The organism is Pseudomonas sp. G1002, assembly GCF_013385455.1.
Classification (GTDB): Bacteria; Pseudomonadota; Gammaproteobacteria; order Pseudomonadales; family Pseudomonadaceae; genus Aquipseudomonas.
Genome location: NZ_JACAPY010000027.1, coordinates 496912 through 517132 on the forward strand (window position 1 = coordinate 496912; position 20221 = coordinate 517132).

The 20221-nt window shown below is 63.9% G+C and carries 15 protein-coding genes; 4 read left to right on the forward strand and 11 right to left on the reverse strand.

The window, feature by feature from the left end:
* Nucleotides 1-32 precede the first annotated feature (32 nt).
* From HX801_RS16595 to tagH, 11 genes are read right to left on the reverse strand one after another with little or no spacing between them, the layout of a single operon-like run.
* A complete protein-coding gene (locus tag HX801_RS16595; protein ID WP_003213313.1) occupies nt 33-1745 on the reverse strand; it encodes an SUMF1/EgtB/PvdO family nonheme iron enzyme in 1713 nt (570 codons plus the stop codon).
* The gene (locus tag HX801_RS16600) at nt 1738-2922 is read right to left on the reverse strand and encodes an ABC transporter permease (RefSeq protein ID WP_177022387.1); all 1185 of its coding nucleotides are present in this window, start codon (nt 2920-2922) and stop codon (nt 1738-1740) included. Before HX801_RS16600 ends, HX801_RS16595 begins: the two co-directional genes overlap by 8 nt.
* The gene (locus HX801_RS16605) at nt 2922-3626 is read right to left on the reverse strand and encodes an ABC transporter ATP-binding protein (protein WP_008439454.1); all 705 of its coding nucleotides are present in this window, start codon (nt 3624-3626) and stop codon (nt 2922-2924) included. Before HX801_RS16605 ends, HX801_RS16600 begins: the two co-directional genes overlap by 1 nt.
* Nucleotides 3626-6634, reverse strand: a complete 3009-nt coding sequence (locus HX801_RS16610; RefSeq protein WP_177022388.1) for a serine/threonine-protein kinase — start codon at nt 6632-6634, stop codon at nt 3626-3628. The genes HX801_RS16605 and HX801_RS16610 overlap by 1 nt, the downstream gene beginning before the upstream one ends.
* A complete protein-coding gene (locus tag HX801_RS16615) occupies nt 6631-7350 on the reverse strand; it encodes a PP2C family serine/threonine-protein phosphatase (RefSeq protein WP_003213320.1) in 720 nt (239 codons plus the stop codon). Before HX801_RS16615 ends, HX801_RS16610 begins: the two co-directional genes overlap by 4 nt.
* Nucleotides 7351-8004 (reverse strand): type VI secretion system-associated protein TagF, encoded by a 654-nt coding sequence (tagF, locus tag HX801_RS16620; protein WP_177022389.1) that lies wholly within the window; start codon nt 8002-8004, stop codon nt 7351-7353.
* Nucleotides 8001-11501 (reverse strand): type VI secretion system membrane subunit TssM, encoded by a 3501-nt coding sequence (tssM, locus tag HX801_RS16625; RefSeq protein ID WP_177022390.1) that lies wholly within the window; start codon nt 11499-11501, stop codon nt 8001-8003. The genes tagF and tssM overlap by 4 nt, the downstream gene beginning before the upstream one ends.
* Nucleotides 11498-12787, reverse strand: coding sequence for a DotU family type VI secretion system protein (locus tag HX801_RS16630; protein ID WP_003213328.1), 1290 nt, complete (start codon nt 12785-12787; stop codon nt 11498-11500). The genes tssM and HX801_RS16630 overlap by 4 nt, the downstream gene beginning before the upstream one ends.
* 6 nt (nt 12788-12793) lie before the next feature.
* Complete coding sequence (gene tssK / locus HX801_RS16635) at nt 12794-14128, reverse strand: type VI secretion system baseplate subunit TssK (protein WP_003213330.1); 1335 nt, start codon at nt 14126-14128, stop codon at nt 12794-12796.
* A gap of 14 nt (nt 14129-14142) precedes the next feature.
* Nucleotides 14143-14649 carry a type VI secretion system lipoprotein TssJ gene (gene tssJ, locus HX801_RS16640; RefSeq protein WP_003213332.1) on the reverse strand — a complete coding sequence of 169 codons (507 nt, stop codon included), beginning with the start codon at nt 14647-14649 and terminating at the stop codon, nt 14143-14145.
* 52 nt (nt 14650-14701) lie between these two features.
* Entirely contained in the window at nt 14702-16033 is a 1332-nt protein-coding gene (gene tagH / locus HX801_RS16645) for a type VI secretion system-associated FHA domain protein TagH (RefSeq protein WP_023659289.1), read from the reverse strand.
* 403 nt (nt 16034-16436) lie between these two features.
* Between tagH and tssA the strand changes: the two genes are divergently transcribed.
* From tssA to HX801_RS16665, 4 genes are all read left to right on the forward strand, one after another.
* A complete protein-coding gene (gene tssA / locus HX801_RS16650; RefSeq protein WP_087693721.1) occupies nt 16437-17456 on the forward strand; it encodes a type VI secretion system protein TssA in 1020 nt (339 codons plus the stop codon).
* A 54-nt stretch (nt 17457-17510) separates the two neighbouring features.
* Nucleotides 17511-18017: a type VI secretion system contractile sheath small subunit gene (tssB, locus tag HX801_RS16655; protein WP_003213340.1), complete on the forward strand. Its 507-nt coding sequence runs from the start codon at nt 17511-17513 to the stop codon at nt 18015-18017.
* 2 nt (nt 18018-18019) lie between these two features.
* Nucleotides 18020-19516: a type VI secretion system contractile sheath large subunit gene (gene tssC / locus HX801_RS16660; protein ID WP_003213343.1), complete on the forward strand. Its 1497-nt coding sequence runs from the start codon at nt 18020-18022 to the stop codon at nt 19514-19516.
* Between the two features lie 153 nt (nt 19517-19669).
* A complete protein-coding gene (locus HX801_RS16665) occupies nt 19670-20158 on the forward strand; it encodes a type VI secretion system tube protein Hcp (protein ID WP_003213345.1) in 489 nt (162 codons plus the stop codon).
* Nucleotides 20159-20221 lie beyond the last annotated feature (63 nt).

The window sequence follows — 20221 nt, forward strand, 5'->3', positions numbered from 1 at the left end:
AGTCCCTTCCAAGCTCGCTGTACAACCAGCGGTCAAGACCGCTGACCGCTCGCTGCGAGCAATTCCTTCAAAATCGTCGCCGGGTCGGCCCGCTGTTGCTTGCGGTAGTTGCCCACATGGCGAACGAATAACGTCGCACGCGTCACCAGGCTCTTGCCCAGTACCGGCTTGCGATCCAACTCTTCCTTGATCCGTTGAAACTGCGCCTGGATCACCGCATCGGTGTAGCGCGTGCCGGTGGCCAGGTTGTCGATGTAGATCGCCACCGCGCCGTCCAGCGCACTGCGCCCATTGGTGATCGCCGTGGCGAACAGCTGCGCGCTGGCCTCGTCCTTGGCGTCGATGGCCTGTTGGCGGCTCTTCTGCAAATTGATCAGGCGGATGTTGTAGTTGTTGATGGTCTCGGCCACCAGGGCCGCGGACTGAATCAGGTTGCCGGCCGCTTCTTCGCGCTGCTGGGCGATCAGCGAGACGTTGCGCTTGAGCTCTTCGTTGACCAGGCCGAGCTCGGCTTGCAGGCGCGGGTCGACGCTGGCGGCAATGATGCTGTCCAGGCGCTTGGTCGGGTCCTGGGCGTCGTCGATGGCATCGGTCAGCGAGGCCAGGCGACCTTCCTTCTGCCACTGGGCGAACAGTTCCTTGTAGCGCGAACGCGGTGCCGACAAGGCGCCAATCGCCACGCGAAAGCCGGTGGTCTCGTTGCTTTGTTCGGTACCGTCGGCGGCGAACAACGGGTACTCGCGGCGCATGCCGGTGAACAGCGTGCCCTCGCCTTCCAGATAATTACCGCCCTTGACCACAAAGCCGCCGTAGGTGCCCTGACGACGCCCGGCGTGCACCAGTTGGAAGGATTCCTGGACCATTTCCGCTGCGTTGCCGATCACATCGAACATGCCGATCGGGTTGGGCAGCTTGGTGCCAATGGGCATCAGCCGTGCGGCTTGGCCGGTGCCACCCGCGACCTGATTGAACACCGCGTAATCGGCAAGGGGGCCGTCGCTTTCGCTGCCCTCGGTACGCCGTGGAAACAGCCGGCCTTCCAGGTCCTGACGGCTCACCGCCTGGCCACCGCGAGCGGCGAACTCCCACTCCACTTCGGTAGGCAGGCGCACAAAGCCCAGGCCGCCGTCGTCCGCCGAAGCACCGCGACCACTCACCGGCAGCAGCTCGCGGTGGTATTTCATCAACCAGGCGCTGTACACCGCCGAGAAACGTTCGGCTTCAAAGCGCGACAGCTTGACCTTGGGCAAGCGCGCCGCCATCCCGGTAGGCACATCACACGCCGGGGCGGGTTCGCCGCTGGCCAGGGATTGCGCCTGGGACATGACCTGCGCATATTGCCGCGCAGTGACTTCGTACTTGCCGATGAAGTACAGCATCGGCTTGAGCGGGGTCTTGGCGTCGGTCTTCGGCATCAGCGGCGCAATGACCTTGTTCCAGTCCTTGGGCAGGTCCTTGAGGGTGAACTGGCCGTTGATGAAGTCGCGGCGATAACCGGAAATGAACGACTGCTGATAGCCCGCTTCACCTTCGCTGAACGGGTAGCCGAGGCTGATCTCGCGGTCATCCAGGGTGCCCTGGGCCAGCACGTAGGCATAGCGGAACACCATGTTGCCTTCGCAGGGCAGCGGCAGGCTGACGTCGTCCGGCAACGGCTTGGGGTTGTCCAGCTTGTCGCTCGCCTCATCGGCCCAGGCCACACAGGACAGGGTCAGCGCCATGGCGGCGCCCAGTAACTTATACATCTCTGATTCCTTCAGAAGCCTGGATACGCGCCACACGCCAACCACCACACGCCGCCGCCACGGCGCTGACGCCGAGGACAGCTGCCAGGGCCAGGCCGTAGTGACGCGCCAGCAGGTGACTGGCGTGTTCGCCCGGCACCTGCACGAATAATTGGTTCAGGCCGGACTCTGCCAAGCCATATAAAAGCCCACTCAATACAGCGGCAAACCCCGCGCTGTAGAGCGCCTGCAACACCACAAACAGCAACAACCCGGCGGTAGAAAACCCCAACAACCGCAATACCGACAGCTCCCGGCGCTTGCGTGCAACCGACGCCAGCGCCCCGGCAAAGATCGCGGCAAACGCGCCCGCCAACGCCAGCCCGGCGATGATCCAGAACACGATCGACAGGTTGCGGCTCAACGACTGCACCTGAGCGATGGTCTGGGCCTGGGTCGACACCAACAGATTCTGCCCGGCGAAATACACCCGCAGCGGCTCCACATCCACCAGGCGCCGCGCATACAAACGGAACGCCGGGTATACCCGTTGCTCGCTGACGCCCACCGCATCGCCGTCCCAGCCAAACGCCGGCACCGCGCGGCCATCACGATAATCTTCCGCTGCTTCCAGCAAGCCCAAGGGTGCAAACAATCCATCCCGGGCGAAGGCTTCCAGCGGCGCTACCTGCAGCACTTGAACCCGCAGGCGTTGCGACTCGATGCGCCCCGCCACCTGGCGCCCAAAACTCGCCTCCAGCCAATCCCCGGCCTTTGCCCCGAGCTTTTCGGCAACGGTGTGGCTCAGCACGATCTGATCCAGGCCCTTGGGCATCGGCAGGCCGGCCAGCAATGGGTCGTTGGCGGCGGTCGGCAGCATCTCCACCGTCACCGCCCCCAACTGCGCCGTCGCCGCAATCTGCCGGGTGCGCGGCAAGGCGAACGCCACGTCGCTGCGCTGGCGGAGCTGCTCGACAAATTCACTGCTGAATCGACCACCGCCCAACGGAATAATTTCCCGGGTGGCCGGGTCGTTCTCCAAACGTTCGGTCAAACTGCTAACCAGTCCAAATTTCAGGCCGAATAACACCAGCAACGGCGCGATCACCGCCACCAGCGCCAGCACCGAACACACCGACAGCCACGCATCGTTGCGGTAATCCTGCCAGGCCAGGGAAGCCACCAGGGCGATACGCATCAGCACGCCTCCCCGAGGGTGGCGGTGACGCCGCCGTCGGCGTCGCGACGGCAACTGATGCGCCGCACCTGCAAGCCGCTGGCCCGGGCCAGGGGTTCATCATGGGTGGCAATCACGCAGCACGCGCCGTTATGCCGGGCCTGGGCCAACAGCGCCTGCATCACCCGCTCGGCGTTCAACGGGTCGAGCGCAGCGGTGGGCTCATCCGCCAGCAACAGCTGCGGACCGTGGGCCAGGGCTCTTGCGCAACTGACCCGCTGACGCTGGCCGACGGACAACGCCGCCGGCTTCTTGTCCAACTGATCAGTGATTTCCAACTGCTCGGCCAACCGCGCCACGCTGCCGTCGTCTTTCAAACCCAGGAGTTGCCGCGACAACGCGATGTTGCCGCGCACATCGAGAAAGCCCAGCAGGCCGCCGGTTTGCAGCACGTAACCCAGGTGCCGACTGCGTAGCTCCGCCAGCGCGCTTTGCTGGTCACCACGCCAAAGCCCGGCAATGTCGACGCGGTTGAAATCGAACTGCCCGACCTGGTCCGGCGCCAACACCAGCGCGAGCAAATCCAGCAAGGTGCTCTTGCCACAGCCACTCGGCCCGACCACCGCCAACTGTTCACCCGCACGCAGTTGCAAGCCCGGTATCACCAGGCTGTAGCGCTGGGCACCAACGCCCCGGCTCTTGTGCACTGCGCTCAGGTTCAGCATTACGGCAGCGTCGACAGCGGCACGCGGTACAACGCATCACCCGGCTCGGCATCGCCGAAACGGACCCAGTTGGCCACATCGTTATGGAAGGTTTCGTAGAGGCGGATCTTCGAATCCAGCTCGTCGATAAAGTCTTCCTGCTCGGCCACGCTCAACGACAGCCACAAATCCTGGGTCATGTTCAGCGACTTGCTGCGGTACGGCAGGCCTTCCAGGTATTCGCCAAGGATGCCGCCGTCCGCCAGGTTGCCGCCCTTTTTCAAGGCCTGTGGATCACGGCTCATATAGGCCGAGGCGCTGGCGATTTCCTGGAAGAAATCCTTCGGTGAGGTCTGGGTTTTGCGCGCGGCGTCGACGATCAGTTTCAAGGACTGCTGCAAGTCGTTGAGCTGCAATTTGGTCAACATCACGCACACCTGGAAGGCCGGCAACGCGGTGTTGGTCAGGTCGCGGTCGGCGGTCCAGGCACTCACCAGTTGCGGCGCCTGGCTCGCGGTTTTGCGGCCAAGGAAATCCATGTGCATCGCGTAACCGACGGCGGCGGATTTGTCCGCCAGGGTCGGCGCGGCACTGAGCAGCGGCACCGGCTGCGGCGTGTTGCTGCGCACCTGATGCACCAGGTTGGCGAACACCGTGCCGATCTCGTCGACCCGCTCGCCGAACTTGCGCACATCGCCACCGGGCACCGGCGTGTACAGGTCGCCGATCTGCGGGTTGGCGTCGGCGGTCAGGGTGCGGTACTGGGTTTCGGCGCCGCTGTGGGTTTTCTTCCCGGCGTCGGTGCGCAGGTGCAAGGCGTAGATCTTGATCTGCTTGCCCAATGCAGCCTGGCGCACTTCGGCTTCGTTCATCTGGGTGGTGGCGAACGGGTCGTTCTTGCGCAGCGCACCGGCGTCGGTCACCAGCAGGATCAAGCGCCCGCCGTAGCCGGACCAGTCCATGCCTTCCACCGCCTGCATGACACCGGCGAACGCGTCTTCGTTGAACGAGTGGCTGGACACCGTCGACGCTTTGACCTGCCGCGCCATGTCGAGGAAGCGCTGCGGGTCGCGCCCTTGGTCGAGGGTGATCAGGGTCTTGGCCACATACTCCAGGCCGGGGGTTTTCTTGATGCTGTTGCGAAAACCCACCAGGCCAAAGCTCACGCTGTCCAGTTCGCCACGCTCGGCGATGCGGGTTTGCAGCTCGTGGACCACGTCGCGAACCTGGTCGATGTAGGGCTGCATCGACACCGTGGTGTCGACCACCAGCACCACGGCCGTGCGGAAGGCATCGGCATTGGCATCAATCACCGGCGTTCGACCGACAGCCTTGGCGATGACATCAGGTGTGCTGCCAGGGTCGATGGAGGCGACGTTGAGCAACTGCACCGGCTGGCCGTTTTCGTCGAAGCTCTCCTTGGAGTCGAAGATCGGCAGCAAATAGAACTGGTTCTGCGGGACGGCGCTGGCGGTCGGCTCCAGGGCCAGAACCTGCTGGTTGTCCTCGGTGTTTTTCTGCACCTTGAGCAGCAGGTTTTTCGCCGCTGCGGGATCGGCTAAAAGCTTCTCCACTTCAGCGGACTGACGCAGGAACATCACCGGCGCTCGGCCCGAACGCTCGGTGAACTTGAGCACCAGGCTCTGCTTCCAGTCGCTGGCTTGCGCCGCCGGCAGCCAACCGTCGCTGCGCCCGTCGGTGGCGGCGCCAACCCGCAGCCAGGGGCTGCCGTCGACGTCCTTGCGTTGGTAGACATAGAGCACGGAAAACGCCGGCAAACCTTCGCCAGGCGCCCCGCCCGCTTCGTGGGAAAGCTTGGCGCCGGGCTTGCTCAGTACCCGCTGGAACAGGGTTTTCTTGCCGGCCATCAGCAACGGGCGTTGACCGCCGTCAACCTGCGCCGCTACCGGTTGCGCGGCAGGCGGCGCGATGGTCTTGGCCGCCTCGGCAACCGGCTGCGCGGCGGCTGGCGCGTCATCTTTCAACCACCAGTAACTTGCGCCCGCAATTGCCAGCGCGACCGCCACGGCAACTGCCGCCAACGCCAGCACCGGCCCACGGTTTTGTCCGGACACGGCCGAGTGTTGCGTCGGCGTCACCACCGGTTGCCGCACGGGTTGTGGCTGCGGCTTTTCGGTCGGGATTTCGATGGAAACCGGCGTGAGTCCGGCCAGGTCACTGGAGACCGCAACCGGAATCGGCAGGGGCCGAATCAACGTCGCCTCTACCTGCTCCTCCTTCGGCAACTGATCCAGCGCCAGCAGCAACGCCGCCGCATCCGGGAAGCGCTCCGCCGGGTCCTTGGCCAGCAGCTTGCGCAGCACCTCCTGATAGCGCCCGTGGTGCACCGGCAATTCCGGCAGCGGTTCAGTCAGGTGTGCCAGTGCTGTGGAAAGCGCATCGGTGCCGTTGTAAGGCAACTTGCCCACGAGGATCTCATAGAGCACCACGCCCAGCGCATACAGGTCGGCGCGCCCGTCAATTTCCTGGCCCCGGGCCTGCTCCGGGCTCATGTAGCTCGGCGTGCCGACGGCAAATCCGGCCTGGGTGAACTGCGTGCGGTCATCCAGGGACTTGGCGATGCCAAAGTCCGACAACACCGCCGTGCCATCCGCGCGGAACAGAATGTTCGCCGGCTTCACATCGCGGTGTACCAGGCCCTGGGCGTGGGCATAACCCAGCGCCGAGGCGATCTGGCGGATATACGTCAGCCCCTGCTCCGGCGTCAGTCCCGCGGCGATCCGCTCCTTGAGCGTGCCATTGGGCAGGTATTCCATGGCCATGTAGTACAGCTCACCGACATTGCCGATGTCATGGATGGTCACGGTGTGCGGGTGGGACAGGCGCGCCAGGGTCTTGCCTTCGCGCAGGAAGCGCTCGCAGAAGCTCGGGTCGGCCGCCAGCGCCGCCGCCATGATCTTCAGCGCCACCTTGCGCTCCAGGGAACGCTGGGTCGCCAGGTACACGCTGGCCATGGCGCCAACGCCGATTTCGCCTTCGATGTCGTAGCCGGGAATGATGATGTTCATGTCGACACCTTCACAACGATGGCGGTGATGTTGTCCGGCGCGCCGCGATTGAGCCCCAGGTGCACCAGGCTGCGGACGATTTCGTCCGGCTCGGCATGGCTCAGTACTTCGCGGATCTCGTGGTCTTCGACGGTCTTGTTCAGGCCGTCGCTGCACAGCAGGTAACTGTCGCCGGGGGCGATCAACAGGTCGACCGACGACAACGCCAACTGTGCTTCCACGCCAATCGCGCGGGTGACGATATTCGCCCGTGGATGCACCCGCGCATCGGCTTCGCTGAGCAGGCCGCTGTCCTGCAAGTCCTGCACGTAGCTGTGGTCGCGGGAAATGCTTTCCAGCAGGCCGTCGCGCAGGCGATACAGGCGGCTGTCGCCGGCCCACAGGCACACGCCGCGCAAGCCTCGGGTGGCGAGCAACACCACGGTGCTGCCCATCATGGTCACGCCACGGTGGGCGGTTTCTTCGCGCACCGCGCCGTTGACTCGCAGCAGGTCGCTACGCAACGCCGCCGTGTATTCCTCAAGAGAACGGCCCACGGGAATGCTGCGCAGGCTGTCGACAATCAGGCTGCTGACGTAATCCCCCGCCGCGTGCCCGCCCATGCCGTCGGCCACCACCCACAGGCCGTTTTCCGGCAGGTCGAGGCAAGCGTCTTCATTGACTTGGCGAACCATGCCGACGTGGCTTTTGCTGGCGGATTTGAACGTGGACCGCATCTACACAACACCTTCTTGGCCGAGCAAAAATTGCGCAAAATCGTCGGCAGCAGGCAAGCCCTGACACCGCATTAAACCGGGAGAAATCTGTTGCGAACCACGGCCCCACCACAGGCTCGCGCCTTCGCAGGCCTGTTCGGCAAGCGCAGTCATCCGCGCCTGCGGGTCTGTGGCGTTGACACGCTGCAAGCCCGCAAAGCGACTACCCAAGGTGCGAGGTTGGCAGGCTGGAGCGCCGAGGGATTCGATCCCGCCGCTGAAACCTTCGAAGCTGGCGCTGGCGTCCAGCGTGCTCAGCAACAACTCTTCCACCTGTTCAAACCAGGTGTCCGGGCCGCCAACGACGGAGGCCGGGTCGGTGTCGTGATCCAACAGCGCAGCCACCGTCAGCGGGAAATAGCGCCCCACCCGGTCGATGCTCGGCATCACCACGCCCACCGCCGCGTCCGGCCCGCACACACCCGGCGCCAACACGAAGCGCCACAATGGGCTGACCAGGTAAGCATTCAGCCAGTCAGCCCCGAGGCGGGTCTGGCTGGCGAGCAATCCGGACGCCAGCCAACTGTCCCAAGGGCCGATAAAACTCTGGGGCAGCGCGCGGCTGACAAAGTCGCCGCGGCACGCCAACTTGCCGTAGAAACCCAGCGTGGTCATAGCCGCTCCGGCAGGCTGAAGCCGTTAAGCACGCGGCTCTTGAACGGGTTGAAGGCACTGTTGGCCCGCAACTCGTAGGAGATGCTCGCGCCGTCGACCCGCAGACGCAGGTTGAAGCGGTCCGGCGAATTGCCGGCGGTCAGGTCCGATTGCTCCAGCAGACGAAACCAGGCCCACGGGCCGTCCAGCGTCACGCCGGAGCGCCCGCTGGCTGACGGCGGCATGATGGAAATGCGCACCACGCCAATGCTGCCGGGATTCGGCCACTGCATCGCGACCGGCCGGCTCGGGCCGTGGTCATAGCTCAGTTGCTGGCCGTCCAGGTCCAGCAGGAACTGGGTGATGGTCGCGTCCATCGCCACCGGTTTGAGTTCAAAGCGCACGATCGGCTGGGTGCCACCGGCACGGAAAAACGCATCCCGAATGGTCGCCGCACGCTGGAAGGTTTGCAGCACGCCCGGCGCGATGCCGAGCTTCTGCGCCGCGCCCGGCTGCCAGCGCCAGGTTTGCGTGGAGGTGTCGACGTAAGGTTGCAGGTACTTGCGGAAGTAATTGTCCATCACCCCGCCCACCCCGAAGAACTGGCCGAAGTCATCCAGGGTCGCGTCCCGCGCACTGCCGGGCGACATCGGATAACGCCCGGCCAGGGACTGGCGATACACGTTCACCACTTCGCTGACCCACGCCGCATTCAGCTGGTTACGCACCCCGCCCATCATGCTGTTGGTGGTGGAGTTGACCACTGACTTGACCATGCCCTGCACCAGCGGCGGCTGGCGTTCGGCATTCAGGCTGACCCGCGTGGCCGCAGCCGCCGCCTGGTTTTTCGCTTCGCCGAGCAACGCATCGCCACTGGCACCGACCATGGCGCTGACCTGCACATACAGCGCGTTCATGTCCGCCAGCAGGCCATCGATGGCTGCCGGTTCGCCTTCGTTCTTGCTGACGATGCTGTTGAGTTCGGCGAAGTGCGTCGTCACCGGGTCTTCACTGGCCGCCGGTGCATCCGCGGTCGGCTGGTCCTGGCCAAGCAGGCTGCCGAGGCGTTCCTTGAGCTTGTCCACGCCACCTTCCACCGGCGCGCCCTTGGCGGCCAGCAAGCGTTCTTCCGCTTGCAAGTCGGTCTCTTTGGAGACCGCCACCAGCAGCTTCTTCAGCGGCGAGGTCGGCCCGGAAATCACCCGCAAGACGTCGGCCGCCTGGGCCACGCTGGTGATCGGCACAAAGTCGATATCCGCCAGCAACGCATCCCACTGGCGTTGATAGTCCTGGAAGTACAGGCGGCGCACATCGGCGGCGAGGCTGACGACGTTTTGTTGGTCGGCCTGCTCGTGGCCCAGTACCCATTGCTCTTCAGCGAGGGTGCCAGTCTGGTTCAGGCTGGCCAGCAGGAAGCCCTGGCGATAACCCTTGGCGGTGAAGAAACCGCTCAACGGTTCGCCCAACGGCTTGCCGCTCTTGCGACTGAACACCAGCGCGGCATCGCGGCCCGCCGCTTCGTTGATGCGAAAGTCCGGCACGCCTTCCGGCAGTTTCTGGCGCTTGATACGGTCGTAGACGCGCTGGGCCACCGGCAGTTGCTGCAGTTGCCGACGCAGGTCGTCGATCAAGCGCGGGTCGAGACGGGCGCTGGGCGGATGCCGCTCGAACAGGGCCTGCAAGTGCCCGATCAATGCCTGGCGTTGGTCCGCCGGCAGATCGCGCGGCAGGTTGCGGTCCCAGTCCAGGGCGATCCAGGCCTTGATGAAGTCCGGGTCGTAATGCTCGCTGTCGGCGAGCATCAGGTAGGCCTTCAAGCCTTCATAGAGGAAGTCGGAATTGCCGCCACCGTGCAGTTGCTCTTCGATGCGCGTCACCAAACGGGGCGCGAACACGGCGATCAACAGCTTGCGGTAGACGCTGGCGGATTCGGCTTCGAGCATGTCGCCCTGATACAGGCCCAAGCCTTCGGACCAGCTCGGCGAGTCGCCCGCGAGGTTCTTCACGGCGTTAAGCAGGGGCAGCACCGCGAGTACTTCGCGCTGTGCCGGGCTGAGGTTCTGCACGGTCTGGCCCAACGGCGCGACCTTCTGGTCAACCTGGGCGATGTAGGCCTGGTTGGCGCGATAACTCACCCACCACAACGTGCTGACGACCAGTACCAGCGCCACGGTTGCGGCCAGCACACCCCGGGCAATCCACTTGCGACGGCGCTCGACCTTCGGGTTGACGCCCACCAGGCCACGCTCGGCAAACGCCACGGCGGTGAACAGTTTTTCGATGAAGTAACTGCGCCCGGTGCCGGTCTGGCGCGCCAGGTGCTGGCGGTCCAGGTTCATGCTCTGGGCCATGGCGCCGATCAAGCGGTCAATTGGGCTGCCTTCCTGGGTGCCGCTGGTGAAGTACACACCGCGCAGCAAGACGCGCTCTTCAAAGGCGTTGGGTTTGAACACGCCTTCGAGGAAGCCTTGCAGGCAATCCTTCAACGCGCCGAACTGCTGCGGGAAACCGTAGATCAGGTCGCGCCGCGCCGGGTCGCGTTCCTGTTGCAGGCGCTCCACCAGGCGCTCGTTGAGGCGCTGTTCCAGGCCGGCGAACTCGCTTTGCAGATGGGCCAGCGGGCTGTCGCTGTTCTTGCCGTCGTCCAGGGCGAAGGTCATGCCCCACACTTGGGCGCGCTCTTCCTTGCTCAGGTTGTCGAAGAACTCCATGAAGCCCGGCACCAGGTCGAGCTTGGTGAGCATCAGGTAGATCGGGAAGCGCACGCCCAGTTGGGTGTACAGCTCCTGGATGCGCAGGCGGATCGCGGCGGCATGGGCGGCACGCTCGGCGTCGCTGCCCAGCAGCAGGTCCGAGAGGCTGATGGCGATAAACGCACCGTCAATCGGGCGCCGGGAACGCTGCTTTTTCAGTAGGTCGAGAAAGCCCAGCCAGGCGGCTTTATCCACCGTGGAGTTGCTGTCCTGGGTGGTGTAGCGGCCAGCGGTGTCGAGCAATACGGCCTGGTCGGTAAACCACCAATCGCAATTGCGCGTACCGCCCACGCCCCGTACCGCACCGGCACCCAACTGCGCCGCCAAGGGAAAGTGCAGCCCGGAATTGACCAGCGCGGTGGTCTTGCCCGAGCCCGGCGGGCCGATGATCACGTACCACGGCAGCTCATACAGGTTGCGGCGCTCGTCACCGCCCAGCTTGGCCTTTTTCAACAGGGCCAGGGCTTCGTCCATGCGCTGGCGCAGGGTCGCCAGCTCTTCGGCGGTGGCGACGCTGGCAGGGTCTGGCGGGGTTTCCGCCGCGAGGCTGCGCATCACTTCGGCGGCCTGGCGCCGGGCCTGGATAATCCGGAATACGCGGTAGGCAATCCACACCGCGAACACCAGGATGATCAGCGCCCAGCGGCGCCCTTCCGGCACCAGCACATCGAGCAACGGGCCCACAAACCAGATGATCAGGCTCAAGGCGACCAGGCCCAGCAGCGGGATCACCCAGCGAATCACAAAACTGAAAAACGCCTTCACTCGACGCCCTCCGCCAATACGGTGATTTCTACCCGGCGATTGCGCGCACGGCCTTCGGCTGTGGCGTTGGTCGCCACCGGCTCGGTGTCGCTGCGGCCCTCGGCGCTGAAGCGTTCCGGCTGGCCGGTCTTGGCCGCGAGAATCTCCAGCACCGACTTTGCCCGCGCTTCGGACAGCGCCCAGTTGGACGGGAAGCGCAGGGTCGCAATCGGACGGTTATCGCTGTGGCCGGTGACCCGCACCTGGCCCTTGACCTTGCGGATGGCGTCGGCAATACGCAGCATCAGCGGCTGGAAGTCATCGACGATGCTGGAGCTGGCCGAGGCGAACAGTTCATCACCACGGATGGTCACCACGGAGCGGTCGACGGCATCTTCCACGGCTACACGACCGGCCTTGATGTCTTCCACCAGGAAGCCCGCCAGACGCGGTCGCTCAATGATTTTCGGCTGGGCCACCGGACGGTCGATGGCCTGCACCGGGATCTCGCCCAGGGCATGAATATTCTTGAACACCGGCTCGGCATCCGACGCCAGTTTCATCCGCAACCCGAACAGCAATGCCAGCAGCAGTGCCACGCCGATGGCCACCGCGATCCACGGCGGCATGAACTGCGCCAGGCGATCACGGGCCACGGTCACGCCGCGCCAATGGGGTGACAGCTCGCGCTCATGCTCGCCACGGGCACTGCGAATCGCCGCAGCGGTACGCTCGCGCAAGGCTTCCAGCTGGCTGCGGCCATCGTTCATCACGCGGTAGCGACCTTCGAAACCCAGGCACAGGCACAGGTACAACAGCTCCAGCAGGTACAGGCGTTCCCGCGGGCTTTGCAGGCAGTGATCCAACAGCTGGAAGACCTTTTCGCCGCCCCAGGCCTCGTTGTGCACGGTGATCAGCAGGCTCTGCTTGCCCCAGTCACTGGCGCTGCCCCACGGCGTACTCAGCACGGCTTCATCGAGGGCGGTGCACAGCGCGTAACGCGCCAGCAGCACATCGTTGCGGGCCACGCCGGCCGCCTCGGCACGTTCTTCGAACTGACGCAGGTAAGCCAGCAGCTGCGCACGCAGGCTCGCTGGCGCAGGGTGCGAGATCGTGTTGCGCAGGCGCGTCAGCAGCGCCAACAACGGGCCGGCGGCGCTTTCCAGCGGGTTCAGGCCTTGGGCCTTGCCGGTCAGGATCGGCGCAGCGGGCATCGACAGCGGCGCCGGCTCTGCGCGAACAGGCTCCGGCGCGCGGCCACCGGGACGCGGCATGAACTGGGTGCGGTCATCGTCATTCGGATGCATCGCGGATTACCCTCGGATGGCCCAGAAAGCCAGGTTCAACCCCGGGAACTGGCCGGCGATGTGGAACGCAAAGCCACCGGAATTACCCAGTTGCTGCCAGTGCTCGCTGCCCCGGTCCAGCTCGTAGTAGGTGGAGCCTGCGTGGTACGGAATCTGCCGTGGCGCCACCGGCAGCGGCAGCAGGCCGATGCCCGGCAGTTGCAGGTTGACCAGGTCGCGGATGTGTTCCACCGAGCCAACTTTGCTTTGCTGGCCGAAGCGCGCGCGCAGGGTTTCGCCCGGCACATCGGCGCGCACCACCAGGATGAAACTGGCGCTGTCGATCAGGGTTTTGTCGGCCAGCATCGCCACGTGCACGCCGTAGGCTTTCTCGACAATCGGGATCGGCGTGGCCTTGCTGTCGATCAGCATCGACAGCGCCTCGCGCAGGGCCTGCATCACCGGGGTGAAGCTCAGGGCCAGGTCGTCATGCTGGTATTGCGGGTATTCGTGGGGGCGGCGACCCGTGGTGGAGAAGGTCGAGAACTCGCCGGCCAGGCTCACCAGCTCACTGAAGAAACGCTCCGGGTGCAGCGGGCTCAACTGACTCAGGTGCTGGATCAGCGGCTGGGCGCGGTTGACCAGTTGCAGCAGCATGAAGTCGGCAATCTCCGAAGCACCACCGGCGCCCGAAGCCACCACGCGCCCGGCCAACGCTTCGCCGCGCTGGTGCAGCAGGCCCAGCAGTTCGCTGCGAAACGCGGTCAGCGGTTTGCTGGCCGTCACGTCGAGGACCGGCGGGATGTAGCTCTCGTCCAGCACCAGGGCGCGGTCGGCGCGTTTTTCCTTGATGCGCACCAGGCCGATGGCCGCGTAATCGCTGATGCCATCCTGGGCGGTCAACAGGCGCAAGGCGCGGGAGCCGACCGCCACCGGCGCACGGTTTTCGAAGGGCGCGTTGTCGTCGCGCACTTCACGCACCTGGCTGACATAGCGCGCGGCTTCCAGGGCCTCGCCTTCGTCGACGGTGTCGCGGGCGCCGGCACGCTTAAGGGGCAACGCCAGGTACACCAGGCCATCGCGCAAGTTGTCGTCGATATTCAGCGGGCTCGGCGCCAGGTCGTCCTGGGGGATATTGAACGGTGTGCCATCCGGTAACAGGCCGCGTGCCGAGACGATCGCCAGCTTGCCCTGGGCCAGCAGGCCCTGGTCGATCAACAGTTCGGAAAAGCCCCAGGCCCCCGCCGACAAAGGGCGGCTGCGCGCATCGATCAGGTTTTCCAGGTAACGGTCATGCTGCTGGAAGTGCTGCGTTCCGATGAACATGCCTTCCGACCAGACCACGCGATTGTTCCAGGACATGGGGGCTCCGATTCTTATTGGGCAGGGCTGGATGGGGGGACCACGACGTCGGCACGCACGGCATGCACATCGAGGCTGATCTGGTATTCGGTGTATTGGCGTGCCGGCACGTTGAGCACCGTGCGCCACTCGGCACGGTCCAGTTCGCGATAGCCCACCAGCAGGCCGATCTGGCGGGTGGACGGGTCGAGGTCGCGCTGGATGCTCAATTGCTGGCCGGGCAGGATCACCACTTCGTCCTGGTCGAGCAGGTCGAGGCCGAGGGTCGACTGTGCGCGATCGGCCAGGGCGAAGTAGTCGGAACGGCTGAAGGTGGCGGCGTTTTTCAGTTCGAAAATCCGCACCCGTACCGGGGCTGCCTGGCCATTGGCGCCGGGGTTGAGCCCGGCGATGGCATGGAAATGCAGCTCGACGGCGGCGGTGTCTGCCTCAGCTTCGGCGGCCTCGGGCTTGGCCGCATCCTTGGCACACGCCGTCAGCAGAAGCGCGGTGGCGACTGCGAGTAAAAACCTGGGAATCATCCTGCGTCCTCAATGACGTACTTAGCTATCCGTTGTTCCATGTACTGCGTTGTTAGTGACGCTGTCGGCTGCTGTGCGCTTCGTAGGCACGGCTGAATTCACGCCCGAACAGGTCCTGGAAATCTTCCTGGGCCTCGCGGGAAATATTGCTGTAGAGCTCGGTGAACTGCTGCCAGTACTGGGCCTGGCGCGAGCCGTTGAAAATGCTCGACAGCCCGCCGGGCTTGCCCATGCGCTCTTCGAGCTGCGCCGGTTCAAAGCGCGTCAGCAGGTGCTTGATGGCGGCTTCGACCCCGGCCATGACGGCCAGTTGGTGGGCGCGCAGATCGTCGAAACTGTCGCGCACGGCCAAGTCCGGCGCCATAAACGCCTGATTGCTGTGGCGTAGGAGCAGCAGTAGCGCTTCATCGGCATTCGGGGCGAATTTCAACGGATTGTTTTCCACCGGTTGAATCACCGTCTGCTGCATGCGGAACTCGCCCTTGAGGCTGCTGCGGGCACGCAACACGTCGATCAGGCCTTCGACCATCAGCCGGTAACTGCGGCCGATGCTTTCCATCTGGGCTTCGGCCTGGGCCTTGTCCAGGCGCAACTGATCGAGGCCCGCACCGCGCAGGAAGGCTTGCAACAGGTCGGGCTGGCTGGCATCAGCCACCGGGAGCGGGCGCTCGACCTTGGGCGGCTCGATGACCGGCGGCTGTGGCGGTGTTGGCGGCGGCGGTGCAACAGGCCTGGGTGCCGGGGCATCGCCGAACAGATCCCAGTCTTCGGGTATTACTGAGCCCGAGACCACCGGCGCAGGCGGCTCAGCCACGGGCAGCGGTGTCGGCGGGCGGAAGTCGTGCTGCTCGGCCGGCACGTGATCGTGCACGGTGGCCGGCGGTACGCTGGTGGGCGCGAGGAAGTCGAACAGGTCCGGCAGGGTGTCCATCGACGAGGCGCCCTGGAACTGCGGCGCGATCACCGGAGGTGGCGTCGGGGCCTTCACGGCGGCGCCCATCAGGGCTTCGAAACTGTTGGAAGCGTCACCGGTGAAAGACGGGGTATCTGTCACTTTCAGGTTGAAATCGATACGCGCCTGGATCTCGTAATCGCCGATGCGGATCAGTTCGCCGTCCTGCAATGGCTCGCTGCTTCCCCGCCGCAAACGAATACCGGCATGCACTAACTCAACTCCATTAGTGCTGTTATCAGTTAAGTAGTAACGACCATCTTTGTACTGAATAACGCAATGTTGCGTGGAAACAAGACGTTCTGGATCAGGCAGTACCCAGTCATTTTCGGAACCGCGGCCAATAGCCATCACTCCCTGATCCAGGGACTTTTCAGAACACTGGCCAGGGGTAATCTTGTGATAACTAGTGATAGTCAAGCACAGCGACATCTTGCCTCCTTGCTGATACTTCGCGCGCGGCCGTTCCCTGGGAGAAATGCTCCGAGAGATCCACGACAGATCCTTTCAAAACCTTGAAAGCCTGCTTCAACCCGCGTAATTGCTGATCTTAACCGGCCTGTATGACAAAAATCCTGCCTCGGCACCTGCTTCGACTGATCAGTCGCACAAGATGTTAAGCACCGCACATCTGTCATAGAGGGCGAATAGCTTACCTTGACAAGGCATAAGTACTACACCAAAAATGCACAACTTCTTGAACACCAATGATGGCACTTTGAAATCATCATGATGTCAAAGCGCTAAATAAGACCAAGAAAACATGCAAAGTTCCTCGCGCAACTAATGCATGAGTTGCCCGTCATCTAACGGGCTGATAGGGAGATCGAATTTAGTGGATGTGCCTCTGCTGCTCGCCGCCGTTTCCGCGACTTCGCCCTGTGGCGAAGACTTGGAATATGACGCCGATTACTTGCATCTTGAGCGTGCCGCACAGGGTCAACCCGAGCGCAGCATGGGCGACTCGATCCTGCCTGCCGAACCTCCGGAATGGCGCAGCATCCAGCAGCAAAGTCTCGACCTCCTGCAACGCAGCAAAGACCTGCGCATCACCCATTTCCTGTTGCAAGCCGCCCTCGCCCTCCAGGGCATTGCAGGGCTTGCCGACGCACTCGCACTGATCAACGCGCTGCTGCGCGAATACTGGGCCGACCTGCATCCGCGCCTGGATGCCGATGACGACAACGACCCCACCGTGCGCATCAACGCCCTCAGCGGCGTGGCCAGCGACGCGAACATCCGTCTGCTGCGTGAGGCCATTCTCACCCGTTCGCGCACCTTCGGGCCCGTCAGCCTGCGCGCCGCGCTGAATGCCAGCGGGCTGCAGAGTTTCCCCGGCGAAAACCTCGGTGCCGAACAGCTTAACGGCGCATTCCTCGACAGCGATGCCGAGCAATTGCAAGCCACCCGCGACGCGCTGAACGCCGCCCGCGACGCCTGTGAGGCCATCGAACAATACGTCAGCGACCAGGTAGGTTCCGCCCAGGGCGTGGACCTCGGCCCCTTGAAGCAACTGCTCAAGCAGGCCGTGCAGATACTTAACCAATACGCCCCGCACAGCGGCGCCGCCAGCGAGCCCGAGGTTGTCAGTGACGACAATGCCCCCTCGGTTGAATACGCCGCCGCGCCCGTTGCAGCACGCCCGACCGGCGACATCGCAAGCCGCGATGAAGTGCTGCGCAGCCTCGACAAGATCCTTGCGTACTACACCCGGCACGAGCCTTCGAGCCCGCTGCCGGTGCTGTTGAACCGGGCGAAGAATCTGGTGCACGCCGACTTTGCGGCCATCGTGCGCAACCTGATTCCCGACGGCATGTCCCAATTTGAAAATCTGCGCGGGCCGGACAGCGAATAAGCGTACGGATCGCGCAGTTACAACACCGTCGCTCAAGCGACCAGGAGCAGCAACGTGGCGAAGCAAAGTTCTCAGAAATTCATCGCGCGCAACCGTGCGCCTCGGGTGCAGATCGAGTACGACGTCGAGCTCTACGGCGCCGAGAAAAAGGTCCAGCTGCCCTTCGTCATGGGCGTGATGGCCGATCTCGCCGGCAAGCCCGCCGAGCCTCTGGCGCCTGTGGCCGACCGCAAGTTCCTTGAAGTGGACGTCGACAACTTCGACTCGCGCCTCAAGGCCATGCAGCCACGCGTCGCGTTCCACGTGCCCAACGAGCTGACCGGCGAAGGCAACCTGAGCCTGGACATCACCTTCGAAAGCATGGACGACTTCAGCCCCGCCGCTGTGGCGCGCAAGGTCGATTCGCTCAAGCAACTGCTCGAAGCCCGCACCCAGCTGGCCAACCTGCTGACCTACATGGACGGCAAGACCGGCGCTGAAGAAATCATCATGAAGGCGATCAAGGACCCGGCACTGCTTCAGGCACTTGCCAGCGCGCCCAAGCCTGCAGGGGAGCAGTAATCATGACTGACAATACCGCCCGCGAAGGCACCCAGATCCTGGGTACCACCGAAGAAGCCAGCGAGTTCGCGAACCTGCTGCTGCAAGAATTCAAACCCAAGACCGAGCGTGCCCGCGAAGCCGTGGAAACCGCTGTGCGCACCCTGGCCGAGCAGGCTCTGGCCCAGACCGACCTGGTGTCCAACGACGCGATCAAGTCGATCGAATCGATCATCGCCGCCATCGACGCCAAGCTCACCGCCCAGGTCAACCAGATCATCCATCACCAGGATTTCCAGCAGCTGGAAAGCGCCTGGCGTGGCCTGCACTACCTGGTGAACAACACCGAGAGCGATGAGCAGCTGAAGATTCGCGTGCTCAACATCTCCAAGCCGGACCTGCACAAGACCCTGAAGAAATTCAAGGGCACCGCGTGGGACCAGAGCCCGATCTTCAAGAAGATGTACGAAGAAGAATACGGCCAGTTCGGCGGCGAACCCTACGGTTGCCTGGTGGGCGACTACTACTTCGACCAGTCGCCTCCCGACGTGGAGCTGCTGGGCGAGCTGTCGAAAGTCTGCGCCGCCATGCACGCACCGTTCATTGCCGCCGCTTCGCCAACCGTGATGGGCATGGGCTCGTGGCAGGAACTGTCGAACCCGCGCGACCTGACCAAGATCTTCACCACCCCGGAATACGCCGGCTGGCGCTCGCTGCGTGAATCGGAAGACTCGCGCTACATCGGCCTGACCATGCCGCGCTTCCTGGCGCGCCTGCCGTACGGTGCCAAGACCGATCCGGTGGAAGCCTTCGCCTTCGAAGAAAACACCGACGGTGCCGACAGCTCCAAGTACACCTGGGCCAACGCCGCTTACGCGATGGCGGTGAACATCAACCGTTCGTTCAAACACTTCGGCTGGTGCTCGCGCATCCGTGGCGTGGAGTCGGGCGGTGAAGTCGAGAACCTGCCGGCCCACACCTTCCCGACCGATGACGGTGGCGTGGACATGAAGTGCCCGACCGAAATCGCCATCAGCGACCGCCGCGAAGCGGAACTGGCGAAGAACGGTTTCATGCCGCTGCTGCACAAGAAAAACACCGACTTCGCTGCCTTCATCGGCGCCCAGTCGCTGCAGAAACCGGCCGAATACGATGACCCGGATGCCACCGCCAACGCCAACCTGGCCGCGCGCCTGCCGTACCTGTTCGCCACCTGCCGTTTCGCTCACTACTTGAAGTGCATCGTGCGCGACAAGATCGGTTCCTTCAAAGAGAAGGACGAGATGCAGCGCTGGTTGCAGGACTGGATCCTCAACTACGTCGACGGTGACCCGGCGCACTCCACCGAAACCACCAAGGCCCAGCATCCATTGGCTGCCGCCGAAGTGATCGTGGAAGACGTCGAAGGCAACCCGGGGTACTACAACTCCAGGTTCTACCTGCGCCCGCACTACCAGCTCGAAGGGCTGACCGTGTCGCTGCGCCTGGTATCGAAGCTGCCTTCGGCGAAAGGCGCGTAACACCGTCGCTCGTTCCCACGCTCCGCGTGGGAATGCCGCCCGGGACGCTCCGCGTCCCAGTGACGCAGAGCGTCACAAGATGCGTTACCACGCAGAGCGTGGGAACGATCAGCGTTAACAAATTCTGTGGCTCAGACCACACAGGGAGAAAACATGGCTGTTGATATTTTCATCAAGATCGGCGACATCAAGGGCGAGTCCATGGACAAGGCCCACAAGGACGAAATCGACGTGTTGAACTGGAGCTGGGGCATGGCCCAGTCCGGCAACATGCACGTGGGCGGTGGCGGCGGTGCGGGCAAGGTGAACATCCAGGACTTGTCGCTGACCAAGTACGTCGACAAGGCCTCGCCCAACCTGATGATGCACTGCGCGAGCGGCAAGCACATCGACAAGGTCACGCTGACCGTGCGCAAGGCCGGCGGTGAAAGCCAGGTCGAGTACATGATCATCAACCTGGAAGAAGTGCTGGTCACCTCCCTGAGCACCGGCGGTTCGGGCAGCGATGACCGCCTGACCGAAAACGTGACCCTGAACTTTGCCCAGGTGATGGTGGACTACCAGCCACAGAAAGCCGACGGCACCAAAGACGGCGGCGCGATCAAGTTTGGCTGGAACATTCGCTCCAACACCAAACGCTGATTGCCCCTGTAGCCGCCACCCCAAGTGGCGGCTGCAAGCCCCCTGTTCCTCTCGCAACCCGTT

Bases quoted from the DNA above. Each gene is read 5' to 3' on its own strand.
- HX801_RS16595 (WP_003213313.1), bottom strand. From the start codon at position 1,745: ATGTATAAGTTACTGGGCGCCGCCATGGCGCTGACCCTGTCCTGTGTG.
- HX801_RS16600 (WP_177022387.1), bottom strand. From the start codon at position 2,922: ATGCGTATCGCCCTGGTGGCTTCCCTGGCCTGGCAGGATTACCGCAAC.
- HX801_RS16605 (WP_008439454.1), bottom strand. From the start codon at position 3,626: ATGCTGAACCTGAGCGCAGTGCACAAGAGCCGGGGCGTTGGTGCCCAG.
- HX801_RS16610 (WP_177022388.1), bottom strand. From the start codon at position 6,634: ATGAACATCATCATTCCCGGCTACGACATCGAAGGCGAAATCGGCGTT.
- HX801_RS16615 (WP_003213320.1), bottom strand. From the start codon at position 7,350: ATGCGGTCCACGTTCAAATCCGCCAGCAAAAGCCACGTCGGCATGGTT.
- tagF (WP_177022389.1), bottom strand. From the start codon at position 8,004: ATGACCACGCTGGGTTTCTACGGCAAGTTGGCGTGCCGCGGCGACTTT.
- HX801_RS16630 (WP_003213328.1), bottom strand. From the start codon at position 12,787: ATGCATCCGAATGACGATGACCGCACCCAGTTCATGCCGCGTCCCGGT.
- tssK (WP_003213330.1), bottom strand. From the start codon at position 14,128: ATGTCCTGGAACAATCGCGTGGTCTGGTCGGAAGGCATGTTCATCGGA.
- tssJ (WP_003213332.1), bottom strand. From the start codon at position 14,649: ATGATTCCCAGGTTTTTACTCGCAGTCGCCACCGCGCTTCTGCTGACG.
- tagH (WP_023659289.1), bottom strand. From the start codon at position 16,033: ATGTCGCTGTGCTTGACTATCACTAGTTATCACAAGATTACCCCTGGC.
- tssC (WP_003213343.1), top strand. From the start codon at position 18,020: ATGACTGACAATACCGCCCGCGAAGGCACCCAGATCCTGGGTACCACC.
- HX801_RS16665 (WP_003213345.1), top strand. From the start codon at position 19,670: ATGGCTGTTGATATTTTCATCAAGATCGGCGACATCAAGGGCGAGTCC.